This window comes from Halobacteriovorax sp. ZH5_bin.2, assembly GCF_043196375.1.
Lineage (GTDB): Bacteria > Bdellovibrionota > Bacteriovoracia > Bacteriovoracales > Bacteriovoracaceae > Halobacteriovorax_A.
The window spans coordinates 459349-477041 of sequence record NZ_JBEBMJ010000003.1 but is presented as its reverse complement, the minus strand read 5'-3'; the positions used below and the strand labels follow the sequence as shown (position 1 = coordinate 477041).

Annotated in this window: 13 protein-coding genes and 1 pseudogene; 6 read left to right on the top strand and 8 right to left on the bottom strand. The window is 36.3% G+C overall.

All coding sequences use genetic code 11. From position 1 onward, the window contains the following. Nucleotides 1-25: 25 nt before the first annotated feature. From rpsR to ABMA76_RS10650, 5 genes are all read right to left on the bottom strand, one after another. Entirely contained in the window at nt 26-643 is a 618-nt protein-coding gene (rpsR, locus tag ABMA76_RS10670; protein ID WP_021265803.1) for a 30S ribosomal protein S18, read from the bottom strand. 321 nt (nt 644-964) lie between these two features. Continuing rightward, complete coding sequence (locus ABMA76_RS10665) at nt 965-1576, bottom strand: LON peptidase substrate-binding domain-containing protein (protein ID WP_392912267.1); 612 nt, start codon at nt 1574-1576, stop codon at nt 965-967. Nucleotides 1577-1625: 49 nt separating this feature from the next. Further along, on the bottom strand, nt 1626-3197 hold the full coding sequence (locus ABMA76_RS10660) for an Rne/Rng family ribonuclease (protein WP_021266295.1): 1572 nt from the start codon (nt 3195-3197) through the stop codon (nt 1626-1628). Nucleotides 3198-3378: 181 nt separating this feature from the next. Continuing rightward, the gene (locus ABMA76_RS10655) at nt 3379-4593 is read right to left on the bottom strand and encodes a NupC/NupG family nucleoside CNT transporter (RefSeq protein ID WP_392912264.1); all 1215 of its coding nucleotides are present in this window, start codon (nt 4591-4593) and stop codon (nt 3379-3381) included. Nucleotides 4594-4679: 86 nt separating this feature from the next. Further along, on the bottom strand, nt 4680-5075 hold the full coding sequence (locus ABMA76_RS10650; RefSeq protein ID WP_392912262.1) for a hypothetical protein: 396 nt from the start codon (nt 5073-5075) through the stop codon (nt 4680-4682). Between the two features lie 161 nt (nt 5076-5236). Here ABMA76_RS10650 and ABMA76_RS10645 point away from each other — a divergent pair, with 161 nt between their 5' ends. The 3 genes from ABMA76_RS10645 (at nt 5237) to ABMA76_RS10635 (ending at nt 8815) form a co-directional block, all read left to right on the top strand. Continuing rightward, complete coding sequence (locus ABMA76_RS10645; RefSeq protein ID WP_393061573.1) at nt 5237-6556, top strand: thymidine phosphorylase; 1320 nt, start codon at nt 5237-5239, stop codon at nt 6554-6556. An 8-nt stretch (nt 6557-6564) separates the two neighbouring features. Further along, entirely contained in the window at nt 6565-7389 is an 825-nt protein-coding gene (locus ABMA76_RS10640; RefSeq protein ID WP_393061571.1) for a purine-nucleoside phosphorylase, read from the top strand. A gap of 97 nt (nt 7390-7486) precedes the next feature. After that, nucleotides 7487-8815 carry a PolC-type DNA polymerase III gene (locus ABMA76_RS10635; protein ID WP_392857196.1) on the top strand — a complete coding sequence of 443 codons (1329 nt, stop codon included), beginning with the start codon at nt 7487-7489 and terminating at the stop codon, nt 8813-8815. Nucleotides 8816-8839: 24 nt separating this feature from the next. Here the strand turns inward: ABMA76_RS10635 and ABMA76_RS10630 are convergent, their stop codons facing one another. Then, a complete protein-coding gene (locus ABMA76_RS10630) occupies nt 8840-9448 on the bottom strand; it encodes a hypothetical protein (protein WP_393061569.1) in 609 nt (202 codons plus the stop codon). Between the two features lie 565 nt (nt 9449-10013). Here ABMA76_RS10630 and ABMA76_RS10625 point away from each other — a divergent pair. The 3 genes and pseudogenes from ABMA76_RS10625 (at nt 10014) to ABMA76_RS10615 (ending at nt 11484) form a co-directional block, all read left to right on the top strand. Continuing rightward, nucleotides 10014-10400 carry an RQC domain-containing protein gene (locus tag ABMA76_RS10625; RefSeq protein WP_393061567.1) on the top strand — a complete coding sequence of 129 codons (387 nt, stop codon included), beginning with the start codon at nt 10014-10016 and terminating at the stop codon, nt 10398-10400. A gap of 34 nt (nt 10401-10434) precedes the next feature. Beyond that, nucleotides 10435-10593: pseudogene (locus ABMA76_RS10620) on the top strand (HRDC domain-containing protein); the annotation flags it as partial. A gap of 240 nt (nt 10594-10833) precedes the next feature. Beyond that, nucleotides 10834-11484 (top strand): hypothetical protein, encoded by a 651-nt coding sequence (locus tag ABMA76_RS10615; RefSeq protein ID WP_393061565.1) that lies wholly within the window; start codon nt 10834-10836, stop codon nt 11482-11484. Between the two features lie 32 nt (nt 11485-11516). Here the strand turns inward: ABMA76_RS10615 and ABMA76_RS10610 are convergent, their stop codons facing one another. Continuing rightward, nucleotides 11517-16994 (bottom strand): PKD domain-containing protein, encoded by a 5478-nt coding sequence (locus tag ABMA76_RS10610; protein ID WP_393061563.1) that lies wholly within the window; start codon nt 16992-16994, stop codon nt 11517-11519. After that, nucleotides 16995-17615, bottom strand: a complete 621-nt coding sequence (locus tag ABMA76_RS10605; RefSeq protein ID WP_393061561.1) for a hypothetical protein — start codon at nt 17613-17615, stop codon at nt 16995-16997. Nucleotides 17616-17693 lie beyond the last annotated feature (78 nt).

Below are 17693 nucleotides of genomic sequence, written 5' to 3'. Positions count from 1 at the left end.
CCTTAAGACTAAGTTCTCAACACTCTTAGTGAGCGAAGTCACCTCTAACGTGAGAAACTAGACCAATATTTCTTGCTCTCTTAATTGCAGATTGTGCCCATCTGTGGTGCTTAGTTGAAACACCAGTAACTCTTGATGGTTGGATCTTACCAAACTCGTTGATTAGCCAGTTATAAGTCTTTGGATCTTTCCAGTCTGCAGTGATGCTGTTTGCTTTGAACCAACAGTTCTTTCTCTTAGCAAATCTTCTCTTATCTTTTTCTGCACCTTTTTCTAGTTCATCAGTTTGTGAACCTGGGTGAGCTTTTGAGAATGGAGTTTTGTAACCTTTAACAACTGCTTCAGCAGCTTCGTTGTTATCAGCTAATTTAATGATAAGGTACTTGTGAACGTCTTCGTTGATTTTGAAACGTCTTTGAAGTTCTGTGTTTAGGTCTTTGTTACCTGAAACGATGAAATAGATGTAGTTACCTGTTTTAGAACCGTTTTTGGCAGTTTGAGCAAATGTTCTCATTCCCCAATCATCAGTTAAAAGGACTTCACCTTCGTAATTTTTTGCAACTTCAGCTACTAGGTTCTTAAGAGCTGTTTGCTGATCTTCTGTTGCGCCCGCGTGAGCTACTAATGCTAACTCATAAATCATACTTTATCTCCTGGACAATAGTTATTATTGGCCTCCCCACCACAGGGAAGCGAGTAAATTAACGGTCAAATGTGGTGCTAATCTATCAGTAACTGTGCTTTGTGTAAAGGAAGTTCGGGTACGCGCCACCTTTACGTGATTACAGATAGTTGGCTAAGAACTGCTGAATGAGCACAATATGATTTCAATGAGTTATGTGGTGAGTATAGGAATAATATCCCCCAACTCAAGTCAAAATAGCCTAAATACGCGAATTTTTTTCAATTTTTTGTCGTGCTGGATCACCAAGTTACTGAAATCTCGAAAAGGTGGCGCGTACCACTAGTCGAGCCATTCAAGAAGGACATCGATTTTGGCGTTGATATCATCGATTTCGAGAATCCCCTGCTTAAGATCGGGAGAAGTCACAACAAATTCAGTGATGGCGCCAACTAAAACGACTGGGTCTTGTGTTGCCTCCATCAGGGCATCGTACTCTACTTGATTCTTAAAGAATGACTTGGCCCAGTGGCGAAAGAGCAGACCAAGTCTTTGCAGCGAGATCATATGCTCTGGCATCACCGTTAAGAATTCAGTAATGGGATCAACTTCAATGGTATTGTATGGTAGATCTTCATTATAGACATCCATAATGAGTCCCTTAAAAAGTGGCTCAAGCACAACAAGCATGGTGCCGTCTTTTGACTTTTGTAAAATTTGAACACGGCCAAGCCCCACCATGCGCTTCACTGCATGGTATTTTTCGTGATTGATGGCAATCGTATCAGCTTCGTCATCAGCATCTTGCAAAGTCGCATAGGCCAAAGCAACAGGAGTGTTAGTCTGCTCTGCTTCGTGAATCATATGAATATAGCGCGGTTCAAAAATATTGAGGGGCTTCTTTAAGATCGCCTGATATGAAACTTTATGTAATGGGAATAGAAGTGCTCTCATATCAGTTAAACCCTAAAAGCAAGTATGGGTGCCATAAGCACCCACACGGCTAAAAAATTTCGTATTGTTCAACGTGGTAAGAGTTCTCCGAGCGAATCTGAAGATTAACGCTAAAGACTTCTTCCATCGTTTCGATGATATCAAGCTCTTCACCACAAAGAGATGCTGTCACCTCAGGGTGGGCATAAATTGATATCTTCTTCGATTCTGGATTGTTGCGAATTTTCTTACCAAGCTCACGGACAATCTCATAGCAAATCGTATTTACTGTTTTTACAATTCCATTTCCTTCACAATATGGACAAGGCTCACACATAATACGAGTTAGTGTGTCACGAGTTCTCTTTCGAGTCATCTCAACAAGTCCAAGCTCAGAGATTGGAAGTACTTTTGTTTTTGAACGATCTTTTTTAAGAGCGTCCACAAGTGAGTTATAAACAGCTTCGCGGTTTTCAACTTTTTCCATATCGATAAAGTCGATAATGATAATCCCACCACAGTTTCTAAGTCTTAGTTGGTAAGCGATCTCTTTAACTGCTTCAAGGTTTGTGCGAAGAATAGTTTCTTCTAATGTTTTTCGTCCTACAAATTTTCCCGTGTTAACGTCAATTGAAACCAGGGCCTCTGTTTGGTCGATATTTAGAGAACCACCTGAACGAAGATAAACTTTGTTACTTAGTCCTCTTTCAATTTCGATATCAACATTAAATTTTTCAAAGATCGGATTTGTTTCATCAAAGAATTTTGCCTTCCCTTTAATTTGAGGAAGATACTTTGTTGCAAATTTCTCGACTTCTTTTACACCGTCTTTATCGTCGATAATAATATTATCAACGTCTTCATCTGTAATATCTCTTAAAACTCGTTGAATAAAAGTTAAGTCTTCATAACAAAGGGCCGGTGCTTTCTCTTTTTCAGATTTCTTTTGCACCTCTTTCCAAATCTTTGTCAGCATATCGTAGTCAGACTTAAGAGTTTTGTATGAGCTTCCTTCAGCAACAGTACGAGCAATAACACCCTTACCTTCTGGACGAATTGTCTCAAGCATCTCTTTTAGACGATCACGTTCTTCTTCATTTTCGATACGACGAGAAACACCAGTGTGCTCAATAAATGGCATATAAACAACATAGCGACCTGGAATTGTCACATGACGAGTAACACGTGGCCCTTTTGTTGAGATCGGCTCTTTGGCAACCTGAACAATGATCTCATCCCCTTCTTTTAGGAATGATTCGATTGTTGCTGATTCTGGACGCATCTTCATATCCATTGATTCAGATAGAGTTGCTAATTCGTCAGGAATCACGAGGCCATTTTCTTTCTTTTCTTTCTTAATAACCTCGGCCTTTTTGGCCATCTCTCTTTGCTCATCAAGAGTTGGAAGATAGGCATCGTCTACATAGAGGAAAGCTGCTTTTGAGTAACCAATGTCAACGAATGCTGACTGCATTCCAGGTAATACTCTTAAGACTTTTCCGCGGTAGATATTTCCAAGGCGCGGGTGTGGCGTTGCAGTTGGTTTCGTTCTCTCCATAAGGAAATCGAGAATTTCACCATTCTCCATCAAAACAGCACGCCACTCGTTAACTGTTTTGTTAATAATCAAATCTTTAGACATATATATTCCTTTTAAACTAAATCGAAATACGAAATAAAAGCGCGAGGCAAGTCGGCGAGCATCGCTCAAGCCAAAGACTTTAACCTACTAATAATTGTACGTGTGAGCAAGGTTTTACGCTAGAAGATATAATATTCCGCGTTACCCTACTCAATTAATTTAGAATTAGACGAAGACGGTATTAAATAAATATACCCGCAATACATGCTGTCATAAAACAAGCAAGTGTCCCTGCGATTAGAGAGCGAATCCCAAGTCTTGCAAGGTCATGCTTACGATTCTCAGCGATCCCACCGATTCCACCAATTTGAATCCCAATTGATGAGAAGTTAGCAAAACCACAAAGGGCGTAAGTAGAGATAATGGCCGAGCGTTCTGATATATTACCCATATTTTCTCTTAGGTCTAAGTAAGCAACGAACTCGTTTAGTACTAACTTCTTACCAAGAAGTGTTCCTACAATTTGAGCATCTTTCCACTCAACACCTAATAACCAAGCAAAAGGAGCAAATAATTTCCCCATGATTAGCTCAAGAGTAATTCCCTCAAAACCAAACCAACCTGTAACTAAGGCAAGACCACCATTAATCATGGCAACAAGTGCGATAATCGCAACAAGCATTGCACCAACATTAATAGCAAGCTTTACACCTTCACTAGCACCATTGGCAGCGGCATCAATAAAGTTAACACTAGTATCATTTAATTCTAATTTTAAATCACCTTTAGTCAGAGACTCTTGTGTCTCTGGGATCATAAGTTTGGCACACACAAGTGCTGCCGGAGCAGACATTACCGATGCTGAAAGTAAGTGAGCGGCATCAATTCCGAAGCCAACGTATGAAGCAAGTACACCACCTGCAACAGTTGCCATCCCACCAGTCATTAGGGCCATAAGTTCAGACTCAGTCATTTTTGAAATAAGTGGCTTAACAACAAGAGGAGCTTCTGTTTGGCCAGCGAAAATATTGGCCGCGGCCGCAAGAGATTCAGCTCCCGAGGTTCCCATCACAACAGACATTACTTTTGCAAATGCCTTAATAACTAATTGCATAACACCGAGGTGGTATAGAACACTCATTAAAGACGACATGAAAATAATTGTTGGAAGAACCATAACAAAGAAGATGAATCCAGTTTTTGGAACATTAGTCAGAGGCCCAAATAAGAATTCAGAGCCTTCATTCGTAAAGTTTAGGATTGCAGTAAAGAAGCCACGAGCACCTTCAAAGAAATTTTGTCCTGCATCTGTTTTAAGAATAATTAAGCCAAAGAAGATCTGAAGAGCAAGCCCGGATAGAATTAAGCGCCAATTAATTTTCTTACGGTTATTTGATAGTGCAAAAGCAACACCAACCATAACGATTAAACCAAATGCCGAAATAACTCTTTCCATGGAATACCCTATAACTAAATTAAATTAATTCTAAAAACAGCTTTAGAGTATAGGTTTGAGCATAAATGGACAATAAAAAAGAATAATTAGAAGTTAAACGACCAACCAACTTTTGGATTTACAGCATTAAACTCTTTGATATCTTGTGCCGTATTTGACGCATGCCAATTTAAACGACTAGTCGTATCAAAGTCGCGGAATCCAGTTTGGCGAATTGTTGCCTGAGACTTTGCCGCTTGGTTATAGGCCACAACACCAACACCAACAACGATCCCTAGTGCAGCACCAACAAGGATATTTTTAAGGTGATCTTTTGGCTCCTCAACAAATGATAGTGTCGAGAGTCCAAGAATTGCTCCACCAAGTCCAAGGCCTGCAACTGTTGTTAAGTCACGTAATCCTTCTTCCTTAAAATTTGTTTGTGCTACTGAAGAGAATGAAAATGTAAGAGCTAAACATATAATGATAATTTTTTTGAACATTTCTAAAACCTTAAAATCCCTGCGCTACGCATTAAGTTTCATCATTGCCACCTCTAATGGCCGTGTCTATAATGACCCTTTTACTATTCTATACGCATAAGTAATTTGATGCAATAAATGCACAGGAATTATTAGGGAATTAAATTTTTAAAAGGAATACTATGTCGGAAAATTTTAGCGCATATCAGATCATCTCAAAAAAAAGAGATGGTAAAAAATTAACAGATGAAGAGATTAAGTGGTTCATTAATGGAATTACAAATGGTGATGTTGCCGATTATCAAATGTCTGCACTTCTTATGGCCATCTACTTAAATGGGATGAGTGTAAAAGAGACGGCCGCTCTAACAGATGCCATGCTCTACTCTGGAAAGACGCTAAAATTCTCAGGTGTGAACGTGATCGACAAGCACTCAACTGGTGGTGTTGGAGACAAAGCATCGTTCATTCTTGGACCAATCGCAACGGCATGCGGAGTAAAGGTTCCAATGATGGCCGGACGTGGTCTAGGCCACACTGGTGGAACAGTTGATAAAGTTGAATCGATTAAAGGATTTAAAACTGAACTAACTCTCGAACAATTCAAGAAGCAACTTAATAAAGAAAAAATCGTACTTATCGGTCAAACAAAGGACATCGCTCCTGCTGACAAGATCATCTACGGCCTAAGAGATGTTACGGGAACAGTTGAATCAATTCCATTAATTACAGCTTCAATCATGAGTAAGAAATTAGCAGAAGGTGCTAATGGAATCGTTATGGATATTAAAGTTGGTGACGGTGCATTCATGGATAATATCAAGGATGCAAAAGCACTAGCAAAGAGTCTTCGTGATACAGCAAAGCGCTTTGATAAGCGTATGATCACAATGATTACAGATATGAACCAACCACTTGGTCAGTATATTGGTAACTCACTTGAGATTATTGAATCAATTGAAACACTAAAAGGTAATGGCCCAAAAGACTTAACTGATATCAGTGTTAAGCTTGCTGGTGCCATGATCTATATTGCAGGTAAAGCGGACTCACTTAAAGAGGGTGAAAAGAAAGCTCAAGCTGTCATCGATAATGGAAAAGCACTTAAGGTTTTCAAAAACCTTATTAAGGTTCAAGGCGGAGATGAGAAAGTTTGTGATGACTACTCTCGCCTACCACTAGCAAAAGAGAAGACCATATTTAGCGCAACTAAGAATGGTTATGTTTCAGCTATCGCTTGTAAGAATATGGGACTTCACTGTGTTAGCCTTGGTGGTGGACGTGCCAAAGCAACTGACAAGATTGACTTCGGTGTTGGTTTTGTTCTTAATAAGAAAGTTGGTGACAAGGTTTCTAAAGGTGAAGCGCTTGTTGAAATCTATCACAATAAAAACCAGAAGAAACAAGTTGAAGCTATTCTTGCTGACTTAAAGAAAGATATTAAAGTGACAACTGCAAAGCCTAAAGCAAGCAAGTTAATCTTTGAAGTGAAAGAAATCTAGAGGTACGTATGCACGCAATTTTTAAAAGACTAGAAGAATCAAAGAGCTATATTCAAAGCAAGTATGATAAGACACCTGATATTGGAGTTATCCTAGGTTCAGGACTTGGTGAATTTGCTAACCTTTTAGAAAACAGAGTTGAAATTCCATACGAAGAAATTCCAGGTTTTAAAAAGACAAAGGTTATTGGCCACAAAGGTCAACTTGTTATGGGTGAACTTGGAGGAAAAGTTGTTGCAGTTATGCAAGGGCGTATCCACCGCTATGAAGGCCACTCTCTTGATGAAGTAGTTTTTCCTGTTCGCGTTTTAAAAACTCTTGGAATTAAAAATCTAATCATCACAAATGCTGCTGGTGGAATTAATCTTGATTACAGCTCAGGCTCGCTTGTTCTTATTAAGGATCACCTAAACCTAACAGGTGAAAATTGTCTTGTTGGTGAAAATATTGAAGAGCTAGGAACTCGTTTTCCAGATATGACTTATGCATGGTCACCTGCTCTTCAAGAGATCGCTTATGCTTCCGCAAAGAATATTTCATATGATCTTAAAGAAGGTGTCTACGTTGGTGTTATGGGGCCAACTTATGAAACTCCTGCTGAAATTCGCATGTATCGTAACTTCGGTGGAGACCTTGTTGGAATGTCGACAGTACAAGAGTGTATTGCTGCAAACCACATGGGACTTGATGTTCTTGGTATCTCTTGTGTGACAAATATGGCCGCAGGAATTGAGAATACTAAACTAAATCACGATGATATTAAGCACGAGGCCGCACGTGTTATGAAGAAGTTCCTAGAGCTTCTTGAAGAAGTTATCTCAAATATCAAATAAAAAAATCATATTTTCTCCCTACCTCGGTGGGGAGATCTTTGCTATAATCTATTCAATACCTAACCACGAGTGAATACTCGGCTTTCATGGATTATTGATGGAAACACATTCTTCAAAGAAAATGCTAGCAGACATGAGCTTCTGCGTCTTCGATTTAGAGACAACTGGTGGAAACCAGAAAAAAGATAAAATCATTGAAATTGGCCTCGTCCAAATTGATAACCTGGAAGTAGGAGCGAAGAAAAGCTTCCTCATCAATCCAGAAAGAAAAATCCCAGACTTTATTCAAAAGCTAACTTCTATTACACAAGATGAAGTTGAAGGCGCACCAACTATTGATGCCGTTATTGATGAAGTTCTAGAATTTATTGGTGACCGAGTTCTTATCGCTCACAACTCTTCATTTGATATTCCATTTTTAAATTCAGTATTAGAAAGGCTTGGAAGAAAGCAACTTGAGAATAAGGGCCTATGTACAAACCTTATGACAAAGTATCTTATTCCAACTCTTATGAACTCGAATCTAAACTATATGTCGCGTATTTTTAATATCTCTCACCAAAAAGCACACCGTGCTCTTGATGATGCTATCGCGACGGCGCAACTTTTCTTAAACTATCTCAATATCTTTATTGAAAAAGACATTAAGAAGATCAATCACCTTTACTACCCAAAAAATCGCTACGAGCTTGATCTTTGTAACTTTAAAAAAGACACAAGTGAGCACGATGAGATTGTGGCAAAGATGAAAAAGATTTTTGCTCCTTTTGTTATTACAGTAAAAGGACAAAACGGAATCATCCTCTTCTCTTTCCCGTGCACGAATAAAGAAAATGAAATTCAATTCATTAGCGAGCGTATTAAAGATCTTGAGTGGCAAACTATTTCCATAAAACTTAGTGGCCCAATTCTTGAGGCCCTTATTCGCTTTAATCATTCATTTAATAAAATGGATGAGGCCGATCAAGAAGAGGCCATCACAATGCTTCGTCAAAATTTGATTGGAGACGGTACGAAAGAAGAACTAAAGGCCGAGTACAAAGAAGAGCTTCAAAAAATCAAGCAAGCTGACTTCGTTCTTATGAACCACCTTGTTCCCGAGCAATTTACAATCTACCCTCTTGGCGCTCTAGGAATTAGACAAGGATTAATCTTTCGCTACCCTGGACACGACAAGAAACTGATTCAATATATCAACTCGAAGTCTAATCGCAAGAAAGCGCAAAAGCTTAAAGAAATTCATTTCCCTGAAATGCTACAAGACCTTGTTAATCTTTATATGGCAAAGAACCTACGCCAAGAGCGCGAACTTATGATCTTTAAGGATTCTTTTGCCCTAAAAAATAAGGACTTCTTCTTTACTCAGCTTGATAAATTCATTGAAACCAATCCGAATAAGTATAATTATCCGGAAGCGTTTATTTAATCAGCGGTAACATTTGAAACCAATTTAAATATATGACTCAAACTTTTGAATATATGGCCTAAGAGCTTCTATCTTTTTGCAGGTATCTTTATTTTCTTTCTTTAAACAATATTTGATAATTTCAAACTTGTCCTGACTAGAAAAGATGACTTCGAATGATTTGGCCTTATTTTCCTTATTAAATTTTACATATTTAAAATCATAATAGCCTAAATCATTTCTAAAAAAAGAAAAGACAACACTGTCTTCAGAAGTTGAATAGTATTTTGTTGGTATCGCTATATACTTCTCATTATTTAATAACTTTTCGATCTTTTCATCAGTTAGCTTTGGATATCTATTTTCGATTTCAAGTTTTTCACAATTCAATTTCTTATAACTACAGTATTCATAAATTTCTAACGGATAAACACTTCTAAACACTCTAACAATATCCTTATCCATATAACGATAATGTATTAGTTCACCATTAAAATCTTTTAATCCTCCATAATTAAAAATGAGAATATCCCTACCAGATATTGAAAGTGTAAACATCTTATAAGTATCTAGATCAAAATCTTTAAGATATTCCTTTCCACATCCACTTCGTAACTTTCGATTATCAATCACTACGGGTTTACCACAATTCATAAAATCTCTTCTAAGCTTTATTATTAATACATCCCAGGAAAATGGTTGTTTAACACTTCTTGAGTATGATGAAGTAGAGGTTAATATCATTAAAATCATCAATATTAATTTTGAAAAAAGCGTGAATTTAAGCAAGAATGCCCTCCTATTCATAAATACTTCTTAGTCACTAATACAGACTTCATTCACTCACAAATATATGAAATAATTATCGGGTATAAATGAACTGAATGTTACCTATTTCCACACAAGTTATATTGAGTCCGAGTTCATCGTATTTAGCAGTGTCAAAGTCAAGAAATTCTAAAGAAAGAGATTCTAGAAACTAGAACTTCTCTCAAAAAAAATGCCAACAATATGAGAAAAGTTGATTGGTATGAATGTGAGTCGGTTGTACGAGGTGATTTGTTACTCATTTTCACTTCGTGAATATATCGTTCTCTTTATGCGTTAACTTTCCCATTGGCCCTGAGGCGAACCGCTCGGGCTTGGCCCCTGGCTCTCGACGCTAATCTCTAGCTAAAGAGTTGGGAGCCTAGCACCGCAAACAATAGCCCGCCTTATTGTGGATGATCTCAAAGGAAATATTTCAGGCGTCATTCAAAAAAATGGCCACCACCATATCACAAGCTTTGGTTATGCAAGTAAGGGAGACCAAGGCTTCCTCTATTCTCTATGTCGCCAACTAATTGCCCAAGGCTATCTTAAGATGATTATGGATGGAAGCTCAGAAACTAAACTTACTCAATCGGCATCGATGTTATTGAAGATCGCAAGGAAGTCAGGATTCGTGCAGACTTTAAAAAAAGTGCACCTGCTTCGAAGTCGACTGCGACTAAAACAAAAGCAACAAAAAAGAAAGCGGTTCGCAAGAAAGCCACCACAAGAAAGAAAGCTGTCGCCACATATAGACCAAATGATGGAACTGATAAAACAATGTATGAGAATTTAAAAGTTCTACGCTCTAAACTTGCCAACAGAAACGCACACAAGCCTTTAAGATTTTTCCAGACAAGACTCTTATGGAGATGGCCGCCCAACGCCCACAAACTCTCGATGATCTCGAAAGCATCTATGGAGTTGAACCTAAGAAGCTTCAGCTCTTTGGGACGAATTTCCTTGAGGCGTTAAATGGGGATGCTTAAGCTAATTCTTACGCGAAGATAACGATTATATTCATCTAGAAACTCCTCTATTTCTATTTTATGATTTTCAAAATTTTAAATAAGCTAGAAAAGAAAGAAGTCTTCTTTTTCCGTTATTTGATATATATATTTAAATTCACCTACGAGATATTTACTAGAAAGTAGCCGTATTTTCCTATAAACATAAAAAATTGCTCTGATTAACTTATATGATAAAATTATAAATATAAAGGAGATTCTATGAAAAAAGTATTACTTCAAGGCCTAATTTTGCTACTAGCAAGTATAACATTTGCAGAAGATTATGGTATTGCAAGATACAATACTCTACATAAAGTCACAGGTAGTGGAGGCATACTACTTTTTTTCCCTGACAATGATGATGGTAGAAACCTCCTTAGATATGGACCAGGGACGCTTTATCATAAACAATCTAAAGAATGTGCATCAATCAACTTACTAGATACAGACAAACAACCACTAAAAAAAATAAACTGCCCAAAGCATGTCTTAGAAAAACTCGAACTAGACAAAAAAATGCGAAAACATCACGATTGGGCCTCTTTTAAAAATGACTTAAAAAACTGTCTACAAAAAGAAGACCTTGTTTGTCTGCGCGGCTTGATTTCTCCAAATGTTGAAATTTCACCAAATGTACCAGGCTTCTTCTTGAAGAAGGAAAAATTATTAAGAAATGAGCTTGAGAAAAAAGATTTCAAACTTATTTTAAGCAAACTAGACAACTTCAAAAAATTCGACACAGGCTTTAGCGTTTATTACACTTTAGAGGTCGACTATGAGGCAGCCGACCATAACATTTACATAGGGTCTATAGAATCAAATAACGAAAAGTTTTTAATAATAAAAAGTTTTACTACTAGTTCGGATTAAGGCTCTATCAAAAAGACAGGAGCCTTTATTTTCTAATATCCCAACTCGTCAAGATCTCGACATATTGAATCTAAATTGTATTCAGAGTTTGTACAATTACTTTCCTTCAATTGATAATAGCCAGCTTGATCTAAAACCTCACTTGTTAGTGAAGGTACTAAATCATAATGGATACTAAAATAAATATCATCAACATTGTTAGAGTCTGAATCAGTTGCCCCATCTAACTCATCCGAAAAAATAGTCGGTGAAGACTGGAATCTAACACCTGATGATTGCCAACTCCATGAAGTTGGCAATATCGTTCGATTTGAGTTTGTCGGAAAAGTAGATTCACCATATACGACTTCTTTTTTAAACAGCCTAGTATCGTACGTTCCATATGTAATCGAGTTACTATAATACTTTGTTACATATGGTTTTATTGAGCGTATATTTGATACAAACTCATCTGGCATAATCAAAAAGTACTGTTCTACAGCAGTAGGCTTATCACGAATACCTACGGCGTATCCATTATCAATATAACTATCAACATTCTCCCATATTCCGATGTGCTCACGTAAATCTAATAGATCCCCTGACTCTACGTCTATACCAAAAGCTTGTATATTTATTTCTAAACTAGGATTTTTACTATAATCAATATTTGAGTTCTGTAACTCGCGATTAAACTTATAAATAGATTCACCTTTAACAGGGTAGATAGAAGCTGGAAATGTACCAATACTCACATCTTGGTCTATACTAGATGAGTTTTTTAAAATAATAAAACCATCTTGCTTCGCACCCGATTCACTAGGAGGAAACCTCCTAAGCGAACGATTCGTCACGCTTAACCTATCGTAAACATCACCATTAGTTCGTGTCATTTCAACAGGGGGTTGAACGAAGCCTCCAGAGACATCAAAATAAGATCCTTCATTTTTATAAAAACTATTACCTTCGATATTAAAAGTTTGTACATTAGAAAAAGTATAATCAACTCCTATATGTTGAGGGTCATGCATACGTACAGGTGAATATAAATATGTCAAACCCTGCTCTCCGATATTTGCACTGGGTACTTTCAATATTTTGTACATTCCAGTTTTTATACTAATAGAGTTATCATTTATGCTCTTCGCTCTTGGAATACTTTTAAACTTCAACATCTCTAAGTTCAATTCTTGCGATTTGCAATATTCATTTTTATTATGTGTTGCAAGAACAATTACCTGAAATCTTTTTTCAATAAAATCAGGTTTTATATCAGCTGCTCCATTTATATAAATTTTTGAATTTTTAACATAATAAGGAAATTCATCGTTGGGTTCCGTCGGGAAAGAAAGAGGGACACCATTCAAATCACCTTCCTTATCGTAAAGATAAAAGTATTCAAACGTCATATCATCTTCAGTACTGACCTTACCAGTTGCAAAATCATCAATATAATTAAATTCAATTTCTAAAGCATTATTTACTAAAAATCTTTTAACTGGTTTCCCCCATCTATCCTGAAGGCTCCCATTCGCTCCATACCCAAAGAGCCTCACATCCATCCAAGACTTATGGCCTTCATTAATATGATTAATAACTTCACTAGCTCGACGTCCATCTGAAAAACAAGTAGCCTTTACAGTATTTGAGAATGTATCATTTAAGATCTCCTCCGTAGTTAATAAACTTTTATCAGTAAGCTTAGAGTTATTTAGAAGTACTTTTTCAACATGTTCAATATTATCATCAAGAAATTGAAGAATCTTTCTTGTATAAGTCATTTTCTTAGTATGCCAAACATTTTCTAAATCTTTTTGATAATCATCGCTCATCGCTTTAAGGATAATGTCTATTTTGTTACCATCATCATGTGCCCCATGTTTCAAAACGCCCTTTTCTTTATGATTCCCTGTATATACAGAAGTATTTGAATCATTAAATAGAAAACCATCAGTAAAAAATAAATTCAAAACAGTAGGCTTATTAACTAAGGAATAACTAAACCAAGAATCTCCTCCCAAATGGCTATCCCTATCCCCGAACCTATATCTACTATAATCACCACTGTCGACAGCCGTTAAAGACCTAAATAAAGTTCCACCAAAATCATTTTTTGCACAATAAACATCTCGTCTAGAATTATCAACTACACTAGTTACAGCCAAACATACTTTATAAAACTCAGTCTTTGGATAAAAATCATTGTACTGAATAATCCCCCTTCCATCCGAGAAACTTTCAATATTTAGTCTATACCTTGTACATTCTTCATTACTAAATGAGCTTACTGGACAAAAAAGCAACTCTACATTCATTAAGTTTTGTGAAAAATTATTGTTCGTTAGCACTTCAACTCCAAAACGATGAACCTTAGCACCAAGCCCAGATTTAATATCGTAATGATAAGGAAAATCTCCACCAGGTAAATTACGAAGAGGCTTATAAAAAAACCTTTCATCTCCAACTACATTGTAAAATTTAAAGTCCTTAATTACTCGATCCTTAAGCAAAGGACTAAGAGAAATGCCATCACTATCACTGCTTGCAATTGAGTAATCAACAAGGGAACCGAGCAATTTATCAAAAATGCTTGTTACTAGACTTTCTTCCTTTTTAAGGATAGCGACTTGTACAGAAATGCTGTCATTTTTAAACACATCTATGAACACTTCGCTCTCATCACCTGAGTTATCATCCGTAATTATTTTAAAAACTGTAACATTGCTTCTAAGGTTAGTAACTTTAATTATAGCAATCCCATCTTCTCTAAACTCATTAACAAAATATGGTAAAGCTATAGATTCATTCGCTTCTCTAGCTACAAATTGAGTGTCGCCAAGAAAGTACCCATTATTAGTAACTAAAGTTAGACTTCCTGAATTGTTTTTTCTCAAGTTACCTTCTAAAACGTTCCAACTGCTTGACTCTAATAAAGAGCTCTCACCTAACTCATTATCTACAACTTTCGACTTATTCAAAATAAATGTATTATCACTTTTTAAAATACCGAACACCTCACCAGAAGAATTACTTTTTAGAATAAAGCTCCCCATTGGAATATTTTTGAGGACCTGCCCTTCACGTTCAACCTTTATACATTTTGAACTAAAAAATGAATTACAAACCTCAACATTATCTGAAAGCTCTGAACCTAAATCAATATCACGCGTCCCAAAGAAGTAACGAAACTCAGTATTTATAAAATTCCCATTAATATCATGGCCGGATACCTTTAAAATATTTTCACCATCTTTAATATTAGCAACCTTTACAACTAGACGTTCATCCTGAACAGTTAAAAACTCTCTTTGAATAAAAGTATTATTAAGTGAAACACTTACATTTAAAACTGTCCCATTTTCTCCTTCTTTTAGTGTGGTTCCGATTATGTCAAACATGAATACGTCTCTCTGCCCCAATGCCGTATTCTCTTCTATTATAGAGACAATCTCACCTTTAGATTTAATATCATCAGGCTTCATTTTTTCAACCTTGATATTTTTGACAAAACTAGAATTAAAATTAAAGTTTAATTGCTTGGCGATGAGCTTCACTTCTATTTCTTGTATAGAAGGAATAACTTCTATTTCAATATTATTTTCCTTACTGCTCTCTACACCATTTACTATCCATGTATAATCAACGTCGATAGACTGATACTCAGTACTGGAAGTATTAGAGCACTTAATAATCTCATTATCATCTTGAATACAAGTGAAAGACACATTGATTCCAGGACTTTCAGTCGTAAACATTTCGGAAGAGGAGCTTTCATCCTTTCCATCGCTCACAGTTAACGCAACATGAACAGTAGTAGAATTTTTTGAAAAATAGCGTATTTTATTATTTGTATTATTAATTGTTTCATTGTTAATAATCCATTTTCTTGTTACACCATCCCCATCTAAGTCATATGATTCATCAATACACTCCACGAATAATGGTATATTTGAAAAACAATAAAACTCAGCAACAGGTGCTAAATTAACAGGTTCCTCTACTTCATCAATAGGGTCTGGCTCATCACTCGAATCAAGATTGGAATATGCCAAAGAATTAAAATATGATCCAAAGTTTGTTGTTACTGTAATCTGGATCACATAATTATCAGGCTCACTATATTCATAATCAAAAAAGTCCCACGTCCAACTAGTAAATGCAGGTTCAAATGTTTCCGTATTACCATCTCCCCAATCAATTTCAATGGACTGAATCTCTTCATCTTTTGCAAGTGCCACCACATCACATCCAACGTAGAGACCACCTTCATCAAAGCATTCAAGATTTGAAATAAAATCCTCACCTTCTTCTGCAATAATGACTCGTGCAGTTTGAGATGCAGTCATTCCGTATTCATCTACAACTGTTAATGTTGCATAATATGTGCCCGGATCATAAAAATGCGTATGGATTGGCTCATTCCCAGTGTAGACAGTGCCATCCCCATAATCGAAAGTACGGCTTACGATTTCCCCTGTCGGAGACATCGAAAGATCAATATTAAATGCTACGTGTGGTGCGAAATATTGTTTTTCATATCTAAAGTTAACAAGTGGAGGCTGAGCAGTGACCTCGTCGTTTGTAACAGTTACTTGCTTTGTTAAAGTTTTAACTGTTTCTCCATTTTCACCGGCCTTAATAAACTCAACATTTACTTCATATGTACCAGTTGATTGATAAGAGTGTTTAACTCCTCCCTCATCCGGTACCCAATGTTCAGAGACCTCTCCGTCGCCCCAGTCAATGACAAGACCATCAAAAAGCCCTGCAGGATCAAAGACTCCACGAAACTCGATAAAAACCTCTTTTGGAGCAGAAGGAATAATGTCAAATTCCATAACAGGTGCAATGATCTCCATTTCTTCATTTGTTCCAACAAAAACTTTTCTTTGATATCTAAAGACTTGATTATAAATATCAGTTACTTCAAGAGTTACATCATGCGCCCCGCTTGCAATGTCATTTATAAAAATAGAATCAAGATGATAGAAATTTGGAAGATTATATTCTTGCTCATTTACAATAAATTTTGCACTTGTTATTTGATCACGAGGAATACTTTGGATAAAAATAAGCTCTAGCATTCCATCTTCTACTGCATACTTAAAGAAAGCTTCTCGATCATTTGTTATCGGTGCAGAAACAGTAATTTTTCTTTGTGCTGTCGACACATACCCGAGATTGTCTACTATCTTTGATTTCACATAGTAAATACCTTCTTGATTAAATGTATGAGTAAAAATATTACCTTCATTTTTCTGCAGTACTTCTCCATTAACAGAAAAAGAATGCTCTAATATTCCATTTGTAGCACTTGAACGACTTGAATCAAAAGTTAATGTTTCACCAATTAGAACCTGTGTTTCAACTTTCTTAATACGAGAAGTAGGCCTCGATGTATCAAAACAACTCCCTGTACCGAGAGTTATTAAATTTCTCAACTTACACTCAGGTGCTTGCGCACTCAATCCAGTTGATTCAATGACAACATTGTTGGCCAGTCTTACTTCAGCATCTGATATGATAGACATTTACGGAGTTATAATTTGAGTATCTCTCCAAATACTAGAAAATTCATCACGAGATTCAATATTGATTGCCCCCGTAATATTATAAGAAGATGAATACCCAAGAGTTGCTCTTTTTGTACCGTATAGATTCAAATTAACAGCATTAACAGAAGATGTATTTCTAATATGAACCCTTGAGTCAGCGGACTCCCCATTAGAAACCAATGAAATACTATTAACATTAATTGTTGCTTCCTTTTGAATTGCTATTATCTTTTTTGAATAAAGATGAATATTGTTTGCAGAAATATTTTTTCCTGCGTGTAAACGAATACCATCTCTAGCATCAAGACAGATATCTCCAGTCGTATTGATTTTAAAGTCTTTATGGTATCTAACGAGGCATGGCGTATGTAGCTCTATATTTTCATCACCTAGTAAATCAAAAGCTATTGTTAGGTTACGACTTTTAAGATGAGACTCGGTTTTATATCTTTCAAGATCTGCTAGAGAGTTGGCCCTAAAATTCTTTTCGCACACAATTGCTGTATCAAATTCTTGTTGTACACAAGACTCATCCGCTGAAACACTAATATTTAATACGAATACAAGAGTACCTAACAAAGAAAATAGTTTCGACATAACTTCCCTCACACATCAAATTTATGAAATGATTATCGGGTATAATCGAACTAAATATTACCTATTTCCACACAAGTT